Origin of the sequence: Silvimonas sp. (assembly GCF_031291215.1) — a bacterium.
Taxonomy (GTDB): Bacteria; Pseudomonadota; Gammaproteobacteria; order Burkholderiales; family Chitinibacteraceae; genus Silvimonas; species Silvimonas soli.
On the sequence record NZ_JARLJK010000144.1, the window covers coordinates 144,085 to 164,370 of the forward strand.

Consider the following 20,286-nt stretch of genomic DNA (forward strand, 5'->3'; position numbering starts at 1 on the left):
CTGGAGCACCCCGTGTCTGACCTGGAACTGCTGGCCCAAATTTGTGATCTCGCCCGGGAAGTCGCCGCGCGAGAGGTCATGCCACGTTTTCTGAAAGTGGCCAGCGGGCGCAAACAGGATGGCAGCACATTTACCGAGGCTGATCTGGCCAGCCAGGCCGCATTGGTCGACGGATTGCCAAAGATTGTCGACTGCCCGGTGCTGGGCGAAGAGATGACCACCGCCGAACAATTGGCGCTGCTGGAACAAAACCCGGACGGCTTGTGGATTGTTGATCCTATCGACGGCACCACCAACTTTGTCCACGGCCTGCCGTACTTTGCCATTTCCATTGCCCTGATGCGCCAAGGCCGATCGGCGCTAGGTGTGGTGTACCTGCCGGTACTGAATGAATGCTATTACGCCGCAGCGGGCCACGGCGCATGGTGCAATGGCGAACCGCTGCCACTAATCGCACCCGATATCAAAACCGGAGACGGCGTCGCCATTGTCGAAACCAAGCATCTCACCGGCCGCCTGCCCACGCGTGTGGTCTCGGTGGCACCGTTCAACAGCCTGCGCAATTTTGGCGCATCGACCATTGACTGGTGTTACCTGGCTGCCGGACGCGTAGATATCATGCTGCACGGCTCACAAAAACTGTGGGATTACGCGGCCGGGGCGCTGATTGCCGAAGAAGCCGGTTGCCAGCTCGCCACGCTCAATCTGGATGACTACTGGGCCGACCGCGTAATGCAGCGCTCGGCCATTGCCGCCCGCACACCCGCTTTATTCGGCCCCTGGCGTGACTGGGTCAGATTGAACCGATAACACCGCGCTCGAACGGATAAACCACGCCCAGACCTTCGCGGGCGTGGTCCAGCAAGCGGATCATCGAGCGTGAGGTTTCATGCGACAGCACCGGACTTTGCAGTTTGCCCGTGCGCAGCAACTCGCAGAAATGCGCAGTCTCGTAATTCAAGCCACCACCTTCAGCCGGTTCATGCAGTTCCACCTTGCGGCCATCGGTGTAGCAAATGGTGGCGCGCTCCGGGTGCCACCATTTTTCGTGGATCACCACATGACCATTGGCCGCCGCCAACATGGCATCGCCCGCGCCAGACAATCCCAAGCCGCAATAAACCTGTGACCAGCCACCGTGATGCTGGCTGTTGATGGCAGCGAAGGTATCCACACCAGCGGCAACGCGGCCTTGCACCTGTACGTCTTTCGCCGCACCCAGCCAGTCTACCGACAAGAACACGCCGTACACGCCGACATCCAGCAAACCACCACCAGCCAGATCGGGTTGATACAAGCGGCTGTCAGGTTCGACGTCGGGAATGGAAAACCCGGTGCGGACAAATTGCACCGGCCCGATCGGGTCTGCCAGCAACGTCTCACGCAGCTTGCGATACAGCGGGTAGAACGGCGGCTTCATCGCCTCCATAAACAGCTTGCCGCTCACCGCAGCCTGCGCCAGCACGGCTTCCAGCTCACCGAGGCTGACCGCCGCCGGCTTCTCGCACAGCACGGCTTTACCGGCAGCCAGCGCGGCAATGCTGTATTGCGCATGGCGGGTGTGCGGCGTGGCGATATAAACGGCGTCAATGTCGCTAGCGAGCAAGCTTTCAACCGACTCAGCCACGTGGCCGCCAAAATCGCCGACAAAATCCTGCGCTTTTTGCGCTGAGCGATTCCACACCTGCGTCAATTTGGCGCCATCAACATGGGCCAGCCCTTGAGCAAAGCGACGCGCAATGCCGCCGCTGCCGATAATGCCAAAGCGGATTTCCTGCGAAGTAGTCATGGTAGTTCCAGGCCAAAAGACGAAGTAAATATGAGACGGCGATTCTGCCAGCAAGCAAACGCAACGTATTTGTCCGGAATGATACTGCACTGAACAACCGGACCAGAGTGGGTATGCGCCTTATCCGCCTCTGACCATCATAAGTGGTGACTCAACACGGATACATCTCCGCGCCTTAAGTCCTGTGGTTGCGTCAAAACATTACCCATTAGCTTTTCAGATTTTTCCACAATATTTTCAGACTTGTTACCGCGAAGATCAAAGCAATGCGCTGCACTATGCCTGTTCCCTTGAATCACAAAGAACAAATGTCATGCGTAACTTCAAGCCTGCACTCGCGCTGCTCGCTGCACTGATGAGTGGTCACCTACTGGCGGCCCCGGCGGCCAGCGTGAATGGTGAAATCATCAACGAATCTGATCTGGAGGCCTTCAAAAAGGCCGAGCTCGGATTAGGTACTTGCGGAACAGGGGCCGACATCTCATCGCAAGAGCGCGAATGCGCCCGTAGCCGCTTGCTCAAAACCGCAATCCACAATGTGCTCGACCGCCAGCATTTTGAACAACTCACTAAAGATCGTTCGCTGGAAAAACTACCGGAATTTGCCACCTTCATGCGGCTGGCCGGGCAAAATGGCTATTGGTACGCTGCTGCACTGGCCCAGCCGGTACCGCAAGCGGTCACGGAGCAGCAAATCGCGGATCTCTACAAACAGAAAGTCGAGGAAAACAGCAAGAATCGTCAATTCGAACTGCAACGCGTCCTATTCAGCAACAAAGCTGCGGCAGACCATTTTCTGGCCTCGCTGCAAACCAACAAACGCGCCTTTTCCGAAAGACCCAACCCGTTACAGCCTGAGTCTTCTCGTGACATACGGGACTCCGTTGAAGTCACCCTGCCGCAAATGCAGGAATATGACGCAGGCGTTGCTAAAGCCGTGCTCGCACTCAAAACGGGTGAAAACACTGGCGTGCTGAAAACGGTATCGGGCTGGGAAGTGTTGAGATTGCGCCGGGTTTATCCGGAACAACTGCCGTCACTGGCCGAAATGCACGATGATTTGAAGGAGACGCTGGAAGCTCGCAGCCAACGCCACTTCAATGACCCGTTCGATAGCTGGAGAAAGAACGCCGCCATCAAAGTTGCTCCGAAATCCGGCGCGCCACTGGTTGAGGTCAAATGGCCCGAACTGGGCCTGAAAGACGAATCCGGTTGCGGCTGTGGTAACAGCGACATAGACGATGATTGAACCTGGCAGATAACGACCGAAGTTGATCCCAACGCCGGTTCGTTACGCAAAAAGGCCGCATCTCTGCGGCCTTTTTCATAGCTATTCCAAGTCTGAGTGAGTTCAGACTTTATCGAACCGCACCAGCGCCAGACTACCGCGCAGATTGGGCAAGAAATGCACCGTGGCACCCTGATGCATCACGATCTGACCCGTGCTTTGCATACCCAGCTTGTTCAGTAGCAACCCAAAGTCATAGATCGTGCACAAGTGGATATTGGGCGTGTTGTACCACTCGTAGGGAATGGTTTCCGACACCGGCATGCGGCCCAGCGCCAGTTGCCAGCGGTTTTCCCAGAAGCCAAAGTTGGGAAAGGTGACGATGCCGGTTTTGCCCACCCGCAGCATTTCAGCCAGGATGTTTTCAATGTTGTGCATGGCCTGAATGGTCAGCGACAGCACCACAAAATCGAAGGTATTGTCTTCAAACGTGCCAAGGCCGCTTTCCAGATCGGTCTGGATCACATCCACGTGCTTTTCAATGCACGCGGTGACGCTATCGACGTCAATTTCCACGCCATAACCCTGCACGCGTTTGTTGGCCGCCAGCCAGGACAGCAGCGAACCATCGCCGCAACCCAGATCCAGCACGGTGGAATCGGGCTTGATCCATTCGGCCACATTGCGCAAATCGGGGCGCAGGCTTTGCGTGTTCATTGGTGCATTCATGCGCCGACCTCCTCTGCCACGCGGTTCAGATACGCCCGCATGATCTTGTGATACGGCTCATCCTCCATCAGGAAAGCATCGTGACCGTGGGCAGATTCAATCTCGGCGTAACTCACGTGTTTGCGGGCATCCAACAACGCTTTGACGATCTCGCGTGAGCGCTCCGGCGCAAACCGCCAGTCGGTGGTGAACGAAATAACCAGGAATTTGGCAATGGCTTCTTTCATCGCCACGGCCAGATCGCCGCCGTAATGACGCGCCGGATCGAAATAATCCAGCGCTTTGGTCATCAGTAGATAGGTATTCGCGTCAAAGTAATCCGAGAATTTGTCGCCCTGATAACGCAGGTACGATTCGATCTCGAACTCCACCTCGTAGCTGTAGCGATATTCACCGCTGCGTAACAAGCGGCCAAATTTCTCGCCCATGCCATCATCAGACAGATACGTGATATGCCCCAACATGCGCGCCAGCCGCAGACCGCGCCGTGGTACGGTGTTGTGGGCGTAGAAGTCGCCGCCATGAAAATCCGGGTCGGTGAGGATAGCCTGGCGGGCGACATCGTTGAAGGCGATATTCTGCGCGGTCAGTTTAGGTGCCGAAGCAATCACCAGCGCATGACGCACGCGTTGCGGATAGGTGATGGTCCAGCGCAGCGCCTGCATGCCACCCAAGCTGCCGCCGATGATCGCCGCAAACTGATGAATACCCAACTGATCGGCCAGCCGCGCCTGGGTTTCCACCCAATCGCGCACCAGTACCAGCGGAAAACGCGAACCGAACGGCGTGCCGGTTTCCGGATCAATCGACGACGGCCCGGTCGAGCCATGACAGCCGCCCAGGTTGTTTACGCCAATCACAAAAAAGCGATTGGTATCGATCGGCTTGCCCGGCCCGATCATGTTGTCCCACCAGCCCGGCGCCTTGTCGGTTTCTTCGTAACGGCCGGCCACATGGTGATGCCCCGACAGCGCGTGGCAGATCAGGATGGCGTTGGAGCGATTGGCATTGAGCGTGCCGTAGGTTTCGTACATCAGCTCATAGCGCGGCAAGGTCACACCGCTGGACAAAGCGATGGGCTGATCGAAAACCGCCTTCTGGGCAGTCACAATCCCTACGCTTGACGGGTTGGTCATGGGTCGGTCCTGTTGGCAATATTCTTGTTCTGACTGGCGCATCGGGTGCTTGGCACGGCACCCGACGTTAAAACCGTTCGTCATTCGCTCGTTACAGCTGTTCTGGGTTGGCCTGTGGCACGCTTTCTTCGCTGGCGAATTGCACCGCATGCATATGCGCATACGGGCCGCCTTTGCCGATCAGATCGGCGTGGCGACCAGTTTCAATAATGCGGCCTTGTTGCATCACCACAATGCGATCCACGTTTTCAATGGTGGACAAGCGGTGCGCGATGACAATCGTGGTGCGATTGCGCATGAGGTTTTCCAGCGCGGCCTGCACTTTGCGTTCTGATTCGGTATCCAGCGCGCTGGTAGCTTCGTCCAGAATCAGGATCGGCGCATCTTTGTAAATGGCGCGGGCAATCGCCAGGCGCTGGCGTTGGCCACCGCTCAGACGCACACCATTCTCGCCGAGCATGGTGTCAAAACCATTGGGCATCGCTTCGACGAAGTCCAGCGCAAATGCCGCTTCAGCCGCCGCATGGATGCGCTCACGCGAGGGTTGCGCATCGCCGTAGGCAATATTGGCCGCGACCGTATCGTTAAACAGCACGACGTCCTGGCTCACCATGGCAAACTGACGGCGCAAGTCGAGCAGTTTGTAATCGGCCAACGACACGCCATCCAGGCGGATTGCGCCGTCAACCGGGTCGTAAAAACGCGGCAACAGATTGGCCAGCGTCGTCTTGCCGCTGCCGGAGCTGCCGACCAGCGCCACCGACTCGCCTGGCGCCACATTCAACGAAATGTGATCCAGCGCGGGGCGGGTATCGTCGCCGTAGTGGAACAACAGCTTGTCGATCTGCAACTCGCCACGAGCACGCTCAATAGCATGCGTGCCGGTATCGTTCTCGATTTCTTCATCCAGCACCGCAAACACCGACTCCGCCGCCGCCAGCCCGCGATGCAGGCTTTCGTTGATCTTGGTGATGTTCTTGATCGGCTGTTGCAACGCCATCATCGCCACCATGAACGACACGAACGAACCCGCCGTCAGCACGCCGGACTGCGCCCGCAAACTGGCGTAATAAATGATGACCGCCAACGTGATCCCGATCAGCAACATGATCAGGCCCGAGTTGGTGCTAGACGTGGCCGCACGTTTCACCGCCAGCGAGCGCACACGGTTATTCACATTGAAGAAGCGGGCGGTTTCATATTTAAAGCCGCCGAAAATCTTGACGATGCGTTGGCCGGAAAGGGATTCATCCAGAATGCTGGTCATCTCGCCCATTGATGACTGCGTAGCGCGCGACAATTTGCGCTGGCGCTTGCCGACAAAGCGGATACTCAGCGCCACACCTGGCAGCAGAATCAGGCACAGCAATGTCAGTTGCCAGTCGGTGGAAACCATTACGCCCAGCAAAAAGATCGCCAGCATGGAATCACGCACCAGCACCGTGAGCACCTGCACGCCAGCGTCCATGATCTGGTTCACGTCATAGGTCACGCGCGACACCAATACGCCGACGGACGACTGATCGAAATATTTCACCGGCAATTGCATGAAGCGATTGAACATGCGCTCGCGCAAGTCGTGCATGACGCGGGAAGACAACCAGGCGCTGGAGTAATCACTGGAGAAATTGGACACCAGCCGCAGCACGGCCAGACCCAGAATGATGGCAGGCAGAATCCACGCATCGCGCCGCGCCAGTGAATCGGCTCGCAAATTGTGGTCTACCAACGGCTGCAGCATGCGGGTAAGCGTGGCATCCACCCCGGCAGACACCGCCAAGCCCACCATGGAAATGATCACCATGCCCCAGTACGGCTTGATCTGGCGCAGGATGCGGAAATAGAGGTTACGACTGGTGTTGCTGTTGCTCATTCGGGCGACTTCGCTCGGCGCAAAACGCTGATTATAAACGGCCTGGGTACTTACGAGTGTTTTGCTTGTATTGGGTATACGGGAATGCCCGGTAGTGACCTTGGAGGAAAAGCACTTCGTCTATTGGCCGGGTGGGTCTGTTTGTTGTTACCGCTGCTTAGTAATCGCCGTCACGCTGGATTCCCGCCTTCGCGGGAATGACGAAGTAATTGTGGTGCCAGAGGTACCTGGTTTGCTTTTCAACTGGCAACCCGCTGCTATTCACCACGCCGACCGAGAGCCGGAGACCAAGACTCCGGCCGACCGAGGGAACGCAGGATGCGCGCAAAGACCTCTCGCAAACAGACGGTTCGTTGCGGCTTTTGACCTTGGGCCCCGTTTGCGCTTGCGCTGTCGGGTCGCCTTTCTTTGGGACACCTTTCTTTGGCGACGCAAAGAAAGGTGTCGTGCTCCCGGTCACCACCGGGCATCAAACGCTTTTCACAAACGTGCCGCAGGCACTCAAGCTGTAAATGATGAATCTGAATCAAAACACGTGCGTATAAGTCACACCGTCCCTGCTGATAAACAGCCCCCTCAACAATCCCCAAACATCACCTGCAACACCGCCAGCACCGCCGGCCCCGCCGTCTCAGTCCGCAAAATTCGCGGCCCCAACACGACGCCAGTAAACCCAGCCTCCCGCGCCGCGGCTTCTTCCGCCTCGCTCAAGCCCCCTTCCGGCCCCACCAGAATCGCAACGCCCACCGCCGGTTTGGCCAGGGCGGCCAAGCGTGCGCTGGCCTCAGGAGCCAGCAGCAACCGCGTCGTTCCAGCCGGCAAATCACCCAGCACATCTTCCAGTGTTGCCACGCCATGAATCACCGGCACCCGCGTGCGCCCGCTTTGTTCGCAGGCAGCTTGCGCCACCGCCTGCCAGTGCGCCAGCCGCTTGGCCGCCCGCTCGCCGCTCAAGCGTTGCTGACTGTGCGTGCCGTGAATCGGGCGGATTTCAGTCACGCCCAGCTCGGTGGCCTTTTGGATGGTGTAATCCATGCGCTCGGCTGCCGACACCGCCTGGATCAGCAAGGTATGCAACGGCGACTCGCGTTCAGCGGCGCTAAAACCGGTCACGATCACCGCTACATCGCGCTTGCCCATCAAGGTAATGCGCGCTTCGTACTCGCCGCCCTGACCATTGAACAAGGTGATCGTCTCTCCCGGTTGCATGCGCACCACCTGCACATGCCGGGCGGGGCCTTCAGGCAGGTTGAAAGCGGTATCGACAGCAAGCGGGTGATCTACAAAAAAGCGGGGCATGGCGCAAATCCGGAGCGAAGCGGTGAAGTGCGTATTCTGGCAGAGTCCCAAGTGGCCATGTAGCCCGGATGAAGCGTTAGCGAGAATCCGGGGGCAATATTGGCTGGAGCAGGGGCGGCGCGTGGTCCGTTGGCACAGGGTGGTCCCCGCATTCCAGTCTGCGGCTTCATCCGGGCTACGAAACTGGAAACGGATGACTGTGCTTGCTTGGCCGGCTACGAGAACCAGATCCGAAATGGGTGGGGGACAACGCAAGCTGCGGGTGCCCGGTTGGCATTGCCACTGGATTCCCGTCAAAGGGACCGCCCAGGTCGGGGATGACGAAAGTGGTTGTGAAATCAGCACGGTGACCCGGCCTTACCTTCGCCCAATTACCCTCGCCAACACCCCATCGCGGATTTCCCCACTGTACTGCGCAAAATCCACGCTGATTGCGCCATGACTGATGCATGCGCTTATGGCTACAATGCAAGGCCCTACCCACTCTTAATTAGTTGGGCACTACATATGTCAGACACCACGAACGATTATCTGGAACGAATCCTCACCGCGCGCGTGTACGAAGCCGCCATTGAGACCCCGCTGGATATTGCGCCGAACATTTCGCGCCGTATTGGGAACCACGTGTTGATTAAACGCGAGGATATGCAGCCGGTGTTTTCGTTCAAGATTCGTGGTGCCTACAACCGCATGGCCCAACTGACGCCTGCCGAACTGGAACGCGGCGTGGTGACGGCATCGGCCGGTAACCATGCTCAAGGCGTGGCGCACTCAGCGCAATTGCTCAAATGCCGCGCCACCATTTTCATGCCGACCACCACGCCCAACATCAAGGTCGATTCAGTCACCCGTCGCGGCGCAGAAGCCGTGTTGGTCGGCGATTCGTTCAGCGACTGTTATCAGAGCGCGGTGAATCTGGCCGAAGAAACCGGCGCCACTTTCATCCACCCATACGACCATCCCGACGTCATTGCCGGGCAAGGTACGATCGGCATGGAAATCCTGCGCCAACATTCCGGCAAACTGGATGCCATCTTTATCCCGATTGGTGGTGGCGGCCTGATTGCGGGCGTGGCTGCGTATGTGAAACGTCTGCGCCCGAACGTGAAAATCATCGGTGTAGAGCCGACTGATGCCAACGCCATGTACCTCTCGCTCAAACTGGGCGAGCGCGTGGTGCTGCCACAAGTGGGCATTTTTGCTGATGGCGTGGCGGTGAAACAGGTGGGCGAAGAAACGTTCCGCCTGTGTCGCGATCTGGTGGATGAAGTGATCCTGGTCGATACCGATGCCATGTGCGCGGCGATCAAAGACATGTTCGAAGAAACCCGCTCGATCCTGGAGCCGTCTGGCGCGTTGGCGATTGCCGGGATGAAAGCCTGGGTAGCGCGCGAGAAAGTGACCGAGCAGACCTTTGTAGCGATCACCTCCGGCGCGAACATGAACTTCGACCGTTTGCGTTACGTGGCCGAACAAGCAGAGCTAGGCGAAGAGCGCGAAGCGGTAATTGCGGTCACGCTGCCCGAGCGCCCAGGTGCGTTCCGCGCGCTGTGCAGTGCCATCGGCTCGCGCAATATCACGGAGTTCAACTATCGCTACAGCGACAAAGACCAGGCGCACGTGTTTGTCGGACTGCAAATCCAGAACCGGGCGGAAGTCACGGAGTTGATCGAGAAGCTGGCGGCAGAAAAACTGGCGGCGGTTGATCTCACCGATAACGAACTGGCCAAGCTGCACGTGCGCCATTTGGTAGGTGGCCATGCACCGCAAGTGGATAACGAACGCGTGTTGCGCTTCGAGTTTCCAGAGCGGCCGGGCGCGCTGCTCAACTTTTTGAACAGCATGGTTGGGTCGTGGAATATTTCGTTGTTCCACTACCGCAATCATGGCGCCGATTATGGCCGCACGCTGGTAGGTATTCAGGTGCCGGCAGAAGACGACGCCGCATTTGCCAGCTTCCTGGAAAAACTGGGTTATCCACATTGGATTGAAACGGATAACGCGGCGTATCAGTTGTTCCTGGGTTGAGTGCACCGCAACGGTAAAACAAAAAAGCGAGGGCAAATGTCCTCGCTTTTTTTATGCGCCATGCCGCAGATCAGGCTTCGATAATAACCTTCAATGCCCGGTTATCAGCCGCTTTACCAAAGGTCTCGTAGGCCGCCAGCATATCCGTGAGTTTGAAGTGGTGCGTAATCAAGCGCTTGGGGTCGATCTTGCCGGCAACCACCGTCTTGAGCAGCATCGGCGTGGTTACTGTATCCACCAGCCGGGTGCGCAGGGTGATGTTGTGACTCCACAGCTTTTCTAGATGCAAATCGACTTTCACCCCATGCACGCCCAGCACCGCGATATTGCCGCCGGGAGCGATGATGCTTTCACACAAGGCAAACGTCGGCGGTACGCCCACGGCTTCAATCGCTGTATCCACACCTTTGCCGTCAGTCAGCGCCATGATGACCGCTACTGCGTCTGTACTGCCGCTGTTGACGGTATCGGTCGCGCCAAAGCCCTTGGCCACCTGCAGGCGGTTATCGTCCAGATCAACCATGATGATGCGCGCGGGTGAATAGAACTGTGCCGTGAGCAGCGCCGCCAAACCGACCGGCCCGGCACCGACAATGGCTACGGTCGAACCGGGCTCCACCTTGCCGTTGAGTACACCGCACTCGAAACCGGTCGGGAGAATGTCGCTGAGCATCACCAGCGCTTCTTCTTCCACGCCCGCCGGGAGCGGATACAAGCTGGTATCGGCATGTGGAATGCGCACAAACTCAGCTTGGGTGCCGTCGATTTCATTCCCCAGAATCCAGCCACCAGTAGTGCAATGCGAGTACATGCCCTTTTTGCAGAAATCGCATTTGCCGCAAGAGGTAATGCAGGAGATCAGCACCCGATCACCCGGCTTGAACGCCGTAACGCCGGCGCCTACTTCGTCGACCACGCCCACACCTTCGTGCCCCAGAATGCGCCCCGGCGTGCAGGTGGGCACGTCGCCCTTGATGATATGTAAATCGGTGCCACAGATAGTGGTTTTGGTGATGCGCACGATGGCATCATCGTTAGCCTTGAGCTCCGGGCGAGCGCGTTCTTCCAGCGTGATTTTGCCAGGGCCGCCGTAGATAAGTGCTTTCATGAAAATCTCCTTTGCTAATGCAATCGGTAAATCCACCATATGCGCTTTGGACAAAGGGCCAGCGAATGCGACCGCAGCCAGATCAATATCCTTGTAAATAAATGGGATGAGCGGTCTGCCCGCCGGAATCTGCTACCCGCGCTACAATCACAAGTCGCATTGCCGGTGGCTTTGCGTTTTTGTTCAAGCTAATTTTGCGTTGTGGGTCGAGCGAAGAAGGCAACCATGAAGGTTTATCGTGTCGGCGGCGCAGTGCGCGACCGCTTGTTGGGTTTGCCAGTGAAAGATGTGGATTGGGTCGTCGTGGGCGCCACGCCGGATGAAATGCTGGCTGCCGGTTACAAACCGGTCGGCAAGGATTTCCCGGTGTTTCTGCACCCGAAAACCTACGAGGAATACGCGCTAGCCCGCACCGAGCGCAAATCCGGCCACGGCTATACCGGTTTTGCCGTCTACGCCGCGCCCGATGTGACACTGGAAGAAGACCTGCTGCGCCGTGATCTGACCATCAACGCCATGGCCGAGGATGAATCTGGCCAGATTACCGACCCGTTCAACGGCCAGGCAGACCTGCAGGCGCGCTTGCTGCGACACGTATCCGCTGCGTTCATCGAAGACCCGGTGCGTATTTTGCGGCTGGCGCGTTTTGCCGCGCGTTTTGATTTTGATGTCGCGCCCGAAACCATGGACTTGATGCGCCAGATGGTGGCCAATGGTGAAGCAGATCATCTGGTGCCCGAGCGTGTGTGGCAGGAAGTCGCGAAGGGGCTGATGGAAGACAAACCCTCGCGCATGTTCAATATCCTGCGTGAATGCGGCGCACTGGCGCGCGTTATGCCAGAGATCGACGCCTTGTTTGGCGTGCCACAACGGGCCGATCACCACCCGGAAGTCGATACCGGCGTGCATGTGATGATGGTGGTCGACTACGCCGCGCAGCAAAAGCACCCGCTGACCGTGCGCTTTGCTGCGCTGTGCCATGATCTGGGCAAGGCGATTACGCCAGAGCACATTCTGCCCTCGCATATCGCGCATGAAGCCAAGGGTGTGCCGCTGGTGGAGAAATTCTGCGAGCGCATTCGGGCGCCATCAGATTGTCGCGATCTGGCAATCATGGTCTGCCGTGATCACACCAATGTGCATCGGGCGCTGGAATTACGCGCCGAAACCGTGCTGGCCTTGTTGCAGCGCTGCGATGGGCTGCGCAAGCCGGATCGCTTTGGCCAGATGCTGGATGCCTGCGAAGCCGACGCCCGTGGGCGCTTGGGTTTTGAGAGTCGCGCCTATCCGCAAGCCGCTTATTTGCGGGATTTGCTGGCTGCGGCGCGTGGCGTGGATGCGGGTGCCATTGCACAGTCCGCACCCGATAAAGCGCAGATTCCCGACCTGGTCGCCGCGGCCCGCAAACAGGCCATTGCTGAAAAAATGACCGAACTAAAACACGTCTGAAGCGCCGTGTAGCAGATTAAACATCGCAAAGCGGCCGCTTCGATTTAAAATGCCTGCCCTTCGCGCACCGGGCATGACCGGGGCATGAGGTGGCAATCCATGTATGATCAACCACTTAGCTGTCAGCAAAGACTCACAAACCGTGCTTTATCACCCTGATACCATCGCTGCTATTGCCACTGCTCCCGGTCGGGGCGGCGTGGGCGTGATCCGTGTATCCGGGCAGGATTTGGGCGCGATTGTGGCCGGGTTGATCGGGCGTGAACTCGCACCGCGCCACGCGCATTTTGCCAAGTTCAAAGCGGCGGATGCCGAAGTGATCGACGAGGGTCTGGCGTTGTACTTCCCCAACCCACAATCGTTCACCGGTGAAAACGTGCTGGAACTGCAAGGCCACGGTGGCCCGGTGGTGTTGCGCATGTTGCTGGCGCGCTGTGTGGAACTGGGTGCGCGCCATGCCGAGCCAGGCGAGTTCACCAAACGTGCGTTCCTGAACGGCAAGCTCGATCTGGCACAGGCCGAAGCCGTGGCCGATCTGATCGATGCGCAATCCGAGGCTGCGGCGCGCTCAGCGCTCAAATCGCTGGATGGCGCATTCTCGCGTGAGATCAACACGCTGGTGGAACAACTGATCAACCTGCGCATGCTGGTTGAGGCAACAATTGATTTTCCTGAGGAAGACATCGACTTCCTCGAAGCGGCCAACGCCCGCGGCAAGCTGAATGATCTGCAAGCGCAACTGGCACGAGTGCTGGCCACCGCCAGCCAGGGCCGCTTGCTGCGTGAAGGCATGCACGTGGTGCTGATCGGCCAGCCCAATGTTGGGAAATCCAGCCTGATGAATGCGCTGGCGGGTGAAGAAGTCGCCATCGTGACCGAGATCGCCGGTACCACGCGCGACACCGTGCGTGAACTGATTCAGCTCGATGGCGTGCCGTTGCATATTATTGATACCGCCGGTTTGCGCGAAACCACCGATACGGTGGAGCAAATTGGCATTGAGCGCACATGGCGAGCGCTCGACAAAGCCGATCTGGCCCTGTTATTGCTTGATTCCCGCGAGGGCATCACCGCGCACGACGAAGCTATTTTGCAACGTCTGCCTGCTACGCTGCCGGTCTTGCGCGTTTTCAACAAGATCGACCTGACCGGGGAAAGCGCCGGTGTTGTCGGCGAAAACGAAGTGCATGTTTCCGCCCAGTCTGGCAGCGGACTGGATGCGTTACGTGGCAGGCTGTTGCAAATGGCTGGCTGGCATGGCGCCAGTGAAGGTGTGTTTATCGCCCGCGAGCGCCATCTGGATGCCATCCGCCGTGGCGCGGAGCATCTGGAAAACGCCGGTAAAGCGTTTTATGCACTCGAACTGTTTGCTGAAGAGCTGCGCCTGGCGCAGCTGGCATTGAACGAAATTACCGGCGAATTCAGCTCGGACGACTTGCTGGGCGTGATTTTCAGCCGGTTCTGTATTGGTAAGTAAGTCAGTAAATAGCACTCGAGTCGTTAACAAAATCGTTCCAGCAATGCATTCAACACAGCTGGGGCGGTTTTGTTAACGGCTCTCAGATTAGTCAGGAAGCACCTTGAATCACTCAGTCACTGCAGCAGAACAACACAACCTTGCCGTTACCGCCGCCAACGCTTGCGGTATCGACTTTGGTACGTCCAACTCCACCGTCGGCTGGGTTCGCCCGGGCGCGCCAAATCTGCTGGCGCTGGAAGACGGCAAAACCACCCTGCCTTCGATGTTGTTCTTCAATATGGAAGAAGACACCGTCAGCTTTGGCCGCGCCGCGCTGGGCGAGTATCTGGAAGGCTACGAAGGCCGCCTGATGCGTTCGCTCAAGAGCATTCTGGGCACCGGTTTGATGGATTTGCAGACCGAAGTACAAGGGCGTTCGCTGTCGTTTCGCACCATTCTGGGTCACTTCATTGGTGAACTGAAACGCCGCGCAGAAACATCGGCCAGTCGTGGCTTTGATAGCGCGGTGCTGGGTCGCCCGGTGCATTTTGTCGATGACAACCCTGCCGCCGACCAACTGGCGCAAGACATCCTCGCCGATATCGCCCGCGCCAACGGCCTGAAACATGTGGAATTCCAGTTTGAACCGATCGCCGCCGCGTTCGACTTTGAAAGCACACTACAACGCGAAGAACTGACGCTGATTGTGGATATCGGCGGTGGTACATCTGACTTCTCGCTGCTGCGTTTATCGCCAGAACGCGCACGCCAGCTGGAGCGCCGTGGCGACATTCTGGCCAATGGCGGCGTGCATATTGGCGGTACGGATTTTGATAAATCGCTGAGCCTGAGTTCCATCATGCCGCTGCTGGGTTATCACAGCCGCCTGAAGAACAACTCGGAAGTACCGTCCAGCTATTACTTCAACTTGGCGACCTGGCACACCATCAACTTTGTTTACACCCGCAAAATCTGGACCGAACTGCAGGATGTGTTCCGCGATTCGGGCGACCAGACCCGCACCTCGCTGGATCGCTTGTTGAATCTGATCCAGCGCCGCACCGGCCACTGGCTGGCCATGCGCGCGGAAGAAACGAAAATTGCGCTATCAGATGCATCCATTCACCACCTGGAACTGGATCGCATCGAAGACGGGCTGTATCACGACGTGACGCGTGACGAATTTGAAGGCGCCATTGAGGGTCAGATCACCCGCATTGAACAAACCGTGAACAACCTGCTGACCGATGCGGGCGTGCGCGCCGATCAGGTCGACACCGTGTTCTTTACCGGTGGTTCCAGTGGCGTGCCTTTGCTGCGTCAGCGCGTTTCCGCTTTGTTGCCCGCAGCGCGCCATGTAGAAGGTGATTTGTTCGGCAGTATTGGTGCCGGTCTGGCCATTGATGCCAGCCGCAAGTTCGGCTAATTCCGGAGTCCTGGATGTATACCGTTCACGGCGTTGCCCAGTCGGGTAACTGTTACAAGGTCAAACTCACCCTCGCCCAGCTGGAAAAACCATTCACCTGGAACGAAGTCGACATGATGGGTGGCGCCACCCGCAGCCCGGAGTTTCTGGCGATGAACCCGGCCGGCCAGGTGCCGGTATTGCAGATTTCGACGACCAGCTTTTTGCCGCAATCGAACGCCATTCTGTATTACCTGGCGCAGGGCTCAGCGCTGTTCCCGGAAGACCGGCTGGAACAAGCCCAGGTCATGCAGTGGCTGTTTTTTGAGCAATACAGCCATGAGCCGCAAATTGCCGTGGCGCGGTTTATCGTGCACTTTGCCGGTCGCCCAGCCGAGCGCGAAGCCGAGTTGCAGCAGAAAATCCGCAATAGCGAGAGTGTGTTACGCGTGATGGAACAGCACTTGAGCGAGCGCCGTTATTTTGTTGGCGAGCGCTACTCGATCGCCGATATCGCGCTGTATGCCTACACGCACAAGGCACATGAAGGGCTGATTGATCTGGAGCCGTTCCCGGCGGTGCGCGGTTGGCTGGAGCGCGTTGCATCGCAGCCTGGCTATGTGGAGATGGGCTGAGCCAGTTAACCCAACCTGTAGCCCGGATGAAGTGTAACGAGAATCCGGGGTGACAATGTGGCCATGGGTAAACGCATCTGATTTGCCAATATGGCGCCCCGGATTCCCGCCTACGGCTTCATTCGGGCTACAAAATCGCTGGCGCAATACCCAAGTCCGTAGCCCGGATGGAGTGCAACGGGAATCCGGGGTTGCAACGGTTCAACAGGTCACGGACGGTTGAATTTACCGATATTCCACCCCGGATTCTCACTACGGTTCATCCGGGCTACGAAGTGGCTGGTGCAATACCCAAGCAGGCGTATTGCACACTACTCATAGCGCTCACCCCAACCGTGCCAAAGCCTCCCGGCTTGGGGCAAAGAACGATCCGCCCGTCACCGCCCGCGTGTAATTGAGCATGTGATCCACCCGGCCATCAAACGTCGGGGCGACCATGCGGGTCAGCATTTTTTCGAACACCTCTGGCGTGCGGCAGTAAGAGGTAAACATCAAACCCCGATCCCCTCCCGGCGTGCCGTAGGGCAAAGAGTGGCGGAGCATTTCCAGTTCTTCGCCGTTCTCTTCAATCACCACGCGCGAGATATGCGCGGTGAGCGGTTTGTGCTCGTCTTCCAGTTCAACATTGTGGGCTTTGGTCCGGCCAATGGTTGCTTCTTGCTGCTTCACCGGCAGCTTGTGCCACTGCTCCAGCCGGTGCACGTAACGCTGGGTATGCACATAGCTGCCACCCAACCAGTTGGGGTCTTCTTCACCGACTACTGCAGCGTGGGTGCGATCTTCATCGCCTTCCGGGTTTTCGGTGCCATCGACAAAACCGGTCAGATCGCGCCGGTCGCGGTAGCGGAACCCGCTGATCGACTCCACCACTTCAAACCACTCGCCCATTTGCGAGGCAAAGTGATCGGCAAATTCAAATATCAGATCGTAGCGCTCACCGCGAATATGCAGCAGCAAGTCGCCATCCGTAGCGGGAGCCGGGTGGATGGCACCCGGAATACGTGGAAACTGCCGCAAACCGGCCGGGCGACCGTGCTCAAAAATTTCTGCCCAGCAATCGCTGCCAATGGCCACCACCGCGCTGATTTGCGCATCCGGATTACCCGCAGCCAGTACGTCGATCTGTTCCGGAAACTTGCCCAGAATGGCCCGTAATGCTTGATCGCCACGCCGGCCAAGGCGGCGCCGCATCGTCAGAAAAATAGCGTGCGTGGACGCGGTAGGCAAAACACCGCGCTGTGGCGTAGACATAACTAACTTCCTCCTTGTGCAAAGTCCCAAACGAGCGGCAGATACTCGCCAAACCCCTGGAACGAATGATCCCCGCCTTCGATGACGGTTTGTGCGCAGCCCGCGTATTTGGTCACCGATTCCCGGTAATCCAGCGTTTCATCGCCGGTTTGCACCATTAACCAGTAACGCGATGGATCGCTGACGCTGCGCTCGTATGTTTTCAGATGCTCGCCAAATGCGGCATCGATCATATGGATTTCACCGGTCTGGTAATTGCGCTGTTGCCCGACATACTGCTTGATCATGATGTACGGGTGTACTGCCGGATTAACCAGTACCGCTTTGCCGCCAAATTCCTCGACCGCCCAATTGGCAAAGTAACCGCCCAGTGAACTGCCAATAAAGCAGACCTGCTCGCCGTGCAGGCGTTCCAGCGCGGCCTGGATTTCTTTGCCGGCCTCGTACGGTTCCATGGGCAATTGCGGGCAGTGAAAATAGTCCGAATAGCCGCGCTCGGCCATCCAGACGGCGCTTTCATTGGCTTTTTGTGAAAACGGGCTGGATAAAAATCCGTGGAGATACATCAGGTGAACCATGGTGGAACCTCGGCAAGACCAGTTCAAACGCCCGGTTAGGCGCGCTGGCAAAACTGTTCCAGAAGCCGCTGCAGCGCTTTGCACACCGGCATGCCATAGTCAGGCATGCCGGGCAAATCGGTCAGAACGGCAGATTATTGGCGCTTACGGCAGTAGAACAATTGAACCGGTGGTCTGGCGCCCTTCCAGGTCACGCTGGGCCTTGGCAGCGTCAGCCAGGGCATAACGCTGATGCACCTGCGCGGTGACCTGGCCGCTGGCCAGCACCGCAAAGTAATCCGCCGCCGTGGCCAGCAATTCCTCGCGGGTGGCGGTGTAATGGGCCAGCGAGGGACGAGTGAAGTACAGCGAGCCCTTTTGCGACAAAATCCCCGGTGGAAACGGCGGCACCGGGCCAGACGCATTGCCAAAGCTTACCAGCATGCCACGCAGCGCCAGACTATCGAGCGAGCCATTGAAGGTGGCTGCACCCACGCCGTCATACACCACCGGCACGCCTTTGCCTGCGGTGATTTCGCGCACACGTTCGGCAAAATGTTCGCTGGAATAATTAATGACGTGATCGCAATGCGGCTTGGCCAGCTCGGCCTTTTGCGCCGAACCCACCGTACCAATCACCGTGGCGCCCAGCGCCTTGGCCCACTGTGTAGCAATCTGGCCCACGCCACCCGCTGCGGCGTGGATCAAAATCGTCATGTCTGCCTCAACCTGGAAGGTGCGCTTGAGCAAGTATTGGCAAGTCATGCCGCGCAGCAAGGTACCGGCGGCGATTTCATCCGGCACGGCCTCTGGCACCGGCACCAGTCGCGCTGCCGGGATATTGCGGTGGGTGGAATACGAACCAATCGGCCCGCCCGCATATGCCACGCGATCACCGACTTTGAACTCGGTGACATCCGGCCCCAGCGCTTCCACCACGCCTGCGGCCTCTTGGCCCAGACCCGACGGCAACGGCACCGGATACAAACCGCTGCGGTGATAGGTATCCACAAAGTTCACCCCGACGGCGGTGTGGCGCAGACGGACTTCGCCTGGCGCCAGTTCGGGCAGCGTGACTTCGGTATAACGCAGAACAGAGGCGTCGCCGGTCTGCTCAAAACGGATGGCATGGGCTTTCGTCATTTCGTTTCTCCTTTTACTGCTTTCGTTCTTGTTATTGGCGCCTGGGTCTTGATGACCCAGACTGCTTTCATCATAGCGTTTGCCAGATGGCCGGGTGAGATTGCCCGGTAACCAGCCCGCATCGCGTAACGCCCGTCGGTAGCCCGGATAGAGCTTGAGCGAGAATCCGGGGGTGCCGAGGCGACCAGATCAACAACGCGCATCTCGCAAATGTTGCTCCCGGATTCTCGCTGCACTTCATCCGGGCTACGTGCTCACTTCGACCAGCCGCCCATTCATGCAACGATCATGCCAAGATGTGCATGCCGCCATCCACGTGCAAGGTGGTGCCGGTCATGCGCCGCGCGCCAGGTTCGCACAGAAACGCCGTCGCAGCGCCCACGTCATCAATATCAATCAGCTCACCCAGCGGCGCTTTGCGGGCGGCTTCATCAATCAACAAATCAAACTCACGGATGCCGCTGGCCGCGCGGGTACGCACCGGACCGGGCGAAACGGCGTGCACGCGTATCTTTTTGGGGCCGAGTTCGTTGGCCATATAGCGCACGGTGGATTCCAGCGCCGACTTTACCGGCCCCATCACGCCGTAGTTAGGCACAACCTTTTCCGCGCCGTAGTAACTCATGGTGATGAGAGTGCCGCCTGTTTTCATCAAGGGCTCAGCCAGTGCCGCCAGTCGCACGAATGAGTGGCAGGAAATATCCATCGCCTGCAAAAACCCTTCGCGGGAGGTATCGACGATACGGCCATGCAGATCATCCATCGGCGCAAAAGCAATGGAATGAATGCCGATATCCAGCTTGCCAAAGCGCCCGTCGATCTCGGCAAACACAGCCTCCATGCTGCCGGGCACTTGCACATCGCACTCCAGAAACAGCGCGGGTTTCAGTTCGTCCAGCAATGGCGCCACAAAGTCCCGCGTGCGGCCGTTCAGATAGGTCAGCACCAGCTCCGCCCCGCGTGCTTTGAGCGCCTTCGCGACGCCGTAGGCAATCGAGTTGGCATTGGCAATACCGGTAACCAAGGCGACTTGCCCGGCCAGTGTTTGTTCAGACATGGATGGATTTCCTCTCGCGGCTAGCGTGTAGCAAGCTTTCGTTATGAGCCCGCCGCTGGATCACCGCAAGCTGAAATATTTGCAGCGGTGACAATCCGGTGCAGAACCCGCCGGTAAACCACCCGCACCACACAACACAC

The 20,286-nt window shown here is 58.1% G+C and carries 17 protein-coding genes; 7 read left to right on the forward strand and 10 right to left on the reverse strand.

What is annotated here, in order from left to right:
• The first annotated feature begins 12 nt into the window (after nucleotides 1-12).
• The gene (locus tag P4L78_RS19945; protein WP_283151256.1) at nucleotides 13-810 is read left to right on the forward strand and encodes an inositol monophosphatase family protein; all 798 of its coding nucleotides are present in this window, start codon (nucleotides 13-15) and stop codon (nucleotides 808-810) included.
• Here the strand turns inward: P4L78_RS19945 and P4L78_RS19950 are convergent.
• A complete protein-coding gene (locus P4L78_RS19950; RefSeq protein ID WP_309330226.1) occupies nucleotides 794-1,789 on the reverse strand; it encodes a Gfo/Idh/MocA family oxidoreductase in 996 nt (331 codons plus the stop codon). The two genes, P4L78_RS19945 and P4L78_RS19950, sit on opposite strands and share 17 nt — an antisense overlap.
• Nucleotides 1,790-2,102: 313 nt before the next feature.
• Between P4L78_RS19950 and P4L78_RS19955 the strand changes: the two genes are divergently transcribed.
• Nucleotides 2,103-3,038 (forward strand): peptidylprolyl isomerase, encoded by a 936-nt coding sequence (locus P4L78_RS19955; RefSeq protein ID WP_309330228.1) that lies wholly within the window; start codon nucleotides 2,103-2,105, stop codon nucleotides 3,036-3,038.
• A gap of 102 nt (nucleotides 3,039-3,140) precedes the next feature.
• Here P4L78_RS19955 and metW read toward each other — a convergent pair whose 3' ends face one another.
• The 4 genes from metW to P4L78_RS19975 form a co-directional block, all read right to left on the reverse strand.
• On the reverse strand, nucleotides 3,141-3,746 hold the full coding sequence (gene metW / locus P4L78_RS19960) for a methionine biosynthesis protein MetW (protein ID WP_283151259.1): 606 nt from the start codon (nucleotides 3,744-3,746) through the stop codon (nucleotides 3,141-3,143).
• On the reverse strand, nucleotides 3,743-4,882 hold the full coding sequence (locus P4L78_RS19965) for a homoserine O-acetyltransferase (RefSeq protein ID WP_283151260.1): 1,140 nt from the start codon (nucleotides 4,880-4,882) through the stop codon (nucleotides 3,743-3,745). The genes metW and P4L78_RS19965 overlap by 4 nt, the downstream gene beginning before the upstream one ends.
• A 91-nt stretch (nucleotides 4,883-4,973) precedes the next feature.
• On the reverse strand, nucleotides 4,974-6,755 hold the full coding sequence (gene msbA / locus P4L78_RS19970) for a lipid A export permease/ATP-binding protein MsbA (protein WP_309330231.1): 1,782 nt from the start codon (nucleotides 6,753-6,755) through the stop codon (nucleotides 4,974-4,976).
• 576 nt (nucleotides 6,756-7,331) lie between these two features.
• On the reverse strand, nucleotides 7,332-8,054 hold the full coding sequence (locus P4L78_RS19975) for a 16S rRNA (uracil(1498)-N(3))-methyltransferase (RefSeq protein ID WP_309330234.1): 723 nt from the start codon (nucleotides 8,052-8,054) through the stop codon (nucleotides 7,332-7,334).
• Between the two features lie 507 nt (nucleotides 8,055-8,561).
• On the opposite strand from P4L78_RS19975, the gene ilvA reads away from it, so the two are divergent.
• Nucleotides 8,562-10,082 (forward strand): threonine ammonia-lyase, biosynthetic, encoded by a 1,521-nt coding sequence (ilvA, locus tag P4L78_RS19980; protein ID WP_309330236.1) that lies wholly within the window; start codon nucleotides 8,562-8,564, stop codon nucleotides 10,080-10,082.
• Between the two features lie 70 nt (nucleotides 10,083-10,152).
• Here the strand turns inward: ilvA and P4L78_RS19985 are convergent, their stop codons facing one another.
• Complete coding sequence (locus tag P4L78_RS19985) at nucleotides 10,153-11,190, reverse strand: zinc-dependent alcohol dehydrogenase family protein (protein WP_283151264.1); 1,038 nt, start codon at nucleotides 11,188-11,190, stop codon at nucleotides 10,153-10,155.
• A gap of 225 nt (nucleotides 11,191-11,415) precedes the next feature.
• On the opposite strand from P4L78_RS19985, the gene P4L78_RS19990 reads away from it, so the two are divergent.
• From P4L78_RS19990 to P4L78_RS20005, 4 genes are all read left to right on the forward strand, one after another.
• On the forward strand, nucleotides 11,416-12,639 hold the full coding sequence (locus tag P4L78_RS19990) for a multifunctional CCA addition/repair protein (RefSeq protein WP_309330238.1): 1,224 nt from the start codon (nucleotides 11,416-11,418) through the stop codon (nucleotides 12,637-12,639).
• Between the two features lie 103 nt (nucleotides 12,640-12,742).
• Nucleotides 12,743-14,116: a tRNA uridine-5-carboxymethylaminomethyl(34) synthesis GTPase MnmE gene (gene mnmE, locus P4L78_RS19995; protein WP_309330240.1), complete on the forward strand. Its 1,374-nt coding sequence runs from the start codon at nucleotides 12,743-12,745 to the stop codon at nucleotides 14,114-14,116.
• 103 nt (nucleotides 14,117-14,219) lie between these two features.
• Nucleotides 14,220-15,524, forward strand: a complete 1,305-nt coding sequence (locus P4L78_RS20000; protein ID WP_309330242.1) for an Hsp70 family protein — start codon at nucleotides 14,220-14,222, stop codon at nucleotides 15,522-15,524.
• 14 nt (nucleotides 15,525-15,538) lie between these two features.
• Complete coding sequence (locus P4L78_RS20005) at nucleotides 15,539-16,138, forward strand: glutathione S-transferase family protein (protein WP_309330244.1); 600 nt, start codon at nucleotides 15,539-15,541, stop codon at nucleotides 16,136-16,138.
• Between the two features lie 324 nt (nucleotides 16,139-16,462).
• Here P4L78_RS20005 and P4L78_RS20010 read toward each other — a convergent pair whose 3' ends face one another.
• From P4L78_RS20010 to fabI, 4 genes are all read right to left on the reverse strand, one after another.
• A complete protein-coding gene (locus P4L78_RS20010; protein WP_309330246.1) occupies nucleotides 16,463-17,389 on the reverse strand; it encodes a Dyp-type peroxidase in 927 nt (308 codons plus the stop codon).
• A gap of 2 nt (nucleotides 17,390-17,391) precedes the next feature.
• Entirely contained in the window at nucleotides 17,392-17,967 is a 576-nt protein-coding gene (locus P4L78_RS20015) for a YqiA/YcfP family alpha/beta fold hydrolase (protein WP_309330248.1), read from the reverse strand.
• Nucleotides 17,968-18,111: 144 nt separating this feature from the next.
• A complete protein-coding gene (locus P4L78_RS20020; RefSeq protein ID WP_309330250.1) occupies nucleotides 18,112-19,089 on the reverse strand; it encodes a quinone oxidoreductase in 978 nt (325 codons plus the stop codon).
• Nucleotides 19,090-19,375: 286 nt separating this feature from the next.
• Nucleotides 19,376-20,146 carry an enoyl-ACP reductase FabI gene (gene fabI, locus P4L78_RS20025; RefSeq protein WP_309330251.1) on the reverse strand — a complete coding sequence of 257 codons (771 nt, stop codon included), beginning with the start codon at nucleotides 20,144-20,146 and terminating at the stop codon, nucleotides 19,376-19,378.
• Nucleotides 20,147-20,286 lie beyond the last annotated feature (140 nt).

Coding starts and splice junctions, on each gene's coding strand:
- P4L78_RS19950 (WP_309330226.1), bottom strand. CDS start 1,789: ATGACTACTTCGCAGGAAATCCGCTTTGGCATTATCGGCAGCGGCGGC.
- P4L78_RS19955 (WP_309330228.1), top strand. CDS start 2,103: ATGCGTAACTTCAAGCCTGCACTCGCGCTGCTCGCTGCACTGATGAGT.
- metW (WP_283151259.1), bottom strand. CDS start 3,746: ATGAATGCACCAATGAACACGCAAAGCCTGCGCCCCGATTTGCGCAAT.
- P4L78_RS19965 (WP_283151260.1), bottom strand. CDS start 4,882: ATGACCAACCCGTCAAGCGTAGGGATTGTGACTGCCCAGAAGGCGGTT.
- msbA (WP_309330231.1), bottom strand. CDS start 6,755: ATGAGCAACAGCAACACCAGTCGTAACCTCTATTTCCGCATCCTGCGC.
- P4L78_RS19975 (WP_309330234.1), bottom strand. CDS start 8,054: ATGCCCCGCTTTTTTGTAGATCACCCGCTTGCTGTCGATACCGCTTTC.
- ilvA (WP_309330236.1), top strand. CDS start 8,562: ATGTCAGACACCACGAACGATTATCTGGAACGAATCCTCACCGCGCGC.
- P4L78_RS19985 (WP_283151264.1), bottom strand. CDS start 11,190: ATGAAAGCACTTATCTACGGCGGCCCTGGCAAAATCACGCTGGAAGAA.
- P4L78_RS19990 (WP_309330238.1), top strand. CDS start 11,416: ATGAAGGTTTATCGTGTCGGCGGCGCAGTGCGCGACCGCTTGTTGGGT.
- mnmE (WP_309330240.1), top strand. CDS start 12,743: ATGATCAACCACTTAGCTGTCAGCAAAGACTCACAAACCGTGCTTTAT.
- P4L78_RS20005 (WP_309330244.1), top strand. CDS start 15,539: ATGTATACCGTTCACGGCGTTGCCCAGTCGGGTAACTGTTACAAGGTC.
- P4L78_RS20010 (WP_309330246.1), bottom strand. CDS start 17,389: ATGTCTACGCCACAGCGCGGTGTTTTGCCTACCGCGTCCACGCACGCT.
- P4L78_RS20015 (WP_309330248.1), bottom strand. CDS start 17,967: ATGGTTCACCTGATGTATCTCCACGGATTTTTATCCAGCCCGTTTTCA.
- P4L78_RS20020 (WP_309330250.1), bottom strand. CDS start 19,089: ATGACGAAAGCCCATGCCATCCGTTTTGAGCAGACCGGCGACGCCTCT.
- fabI (WP_309330251.1), bottom strand. CDS start 20,146: ATGTCTGAACAAACACTGGCCGGGCAAGTCGCCTTGGTTACCGGTATT.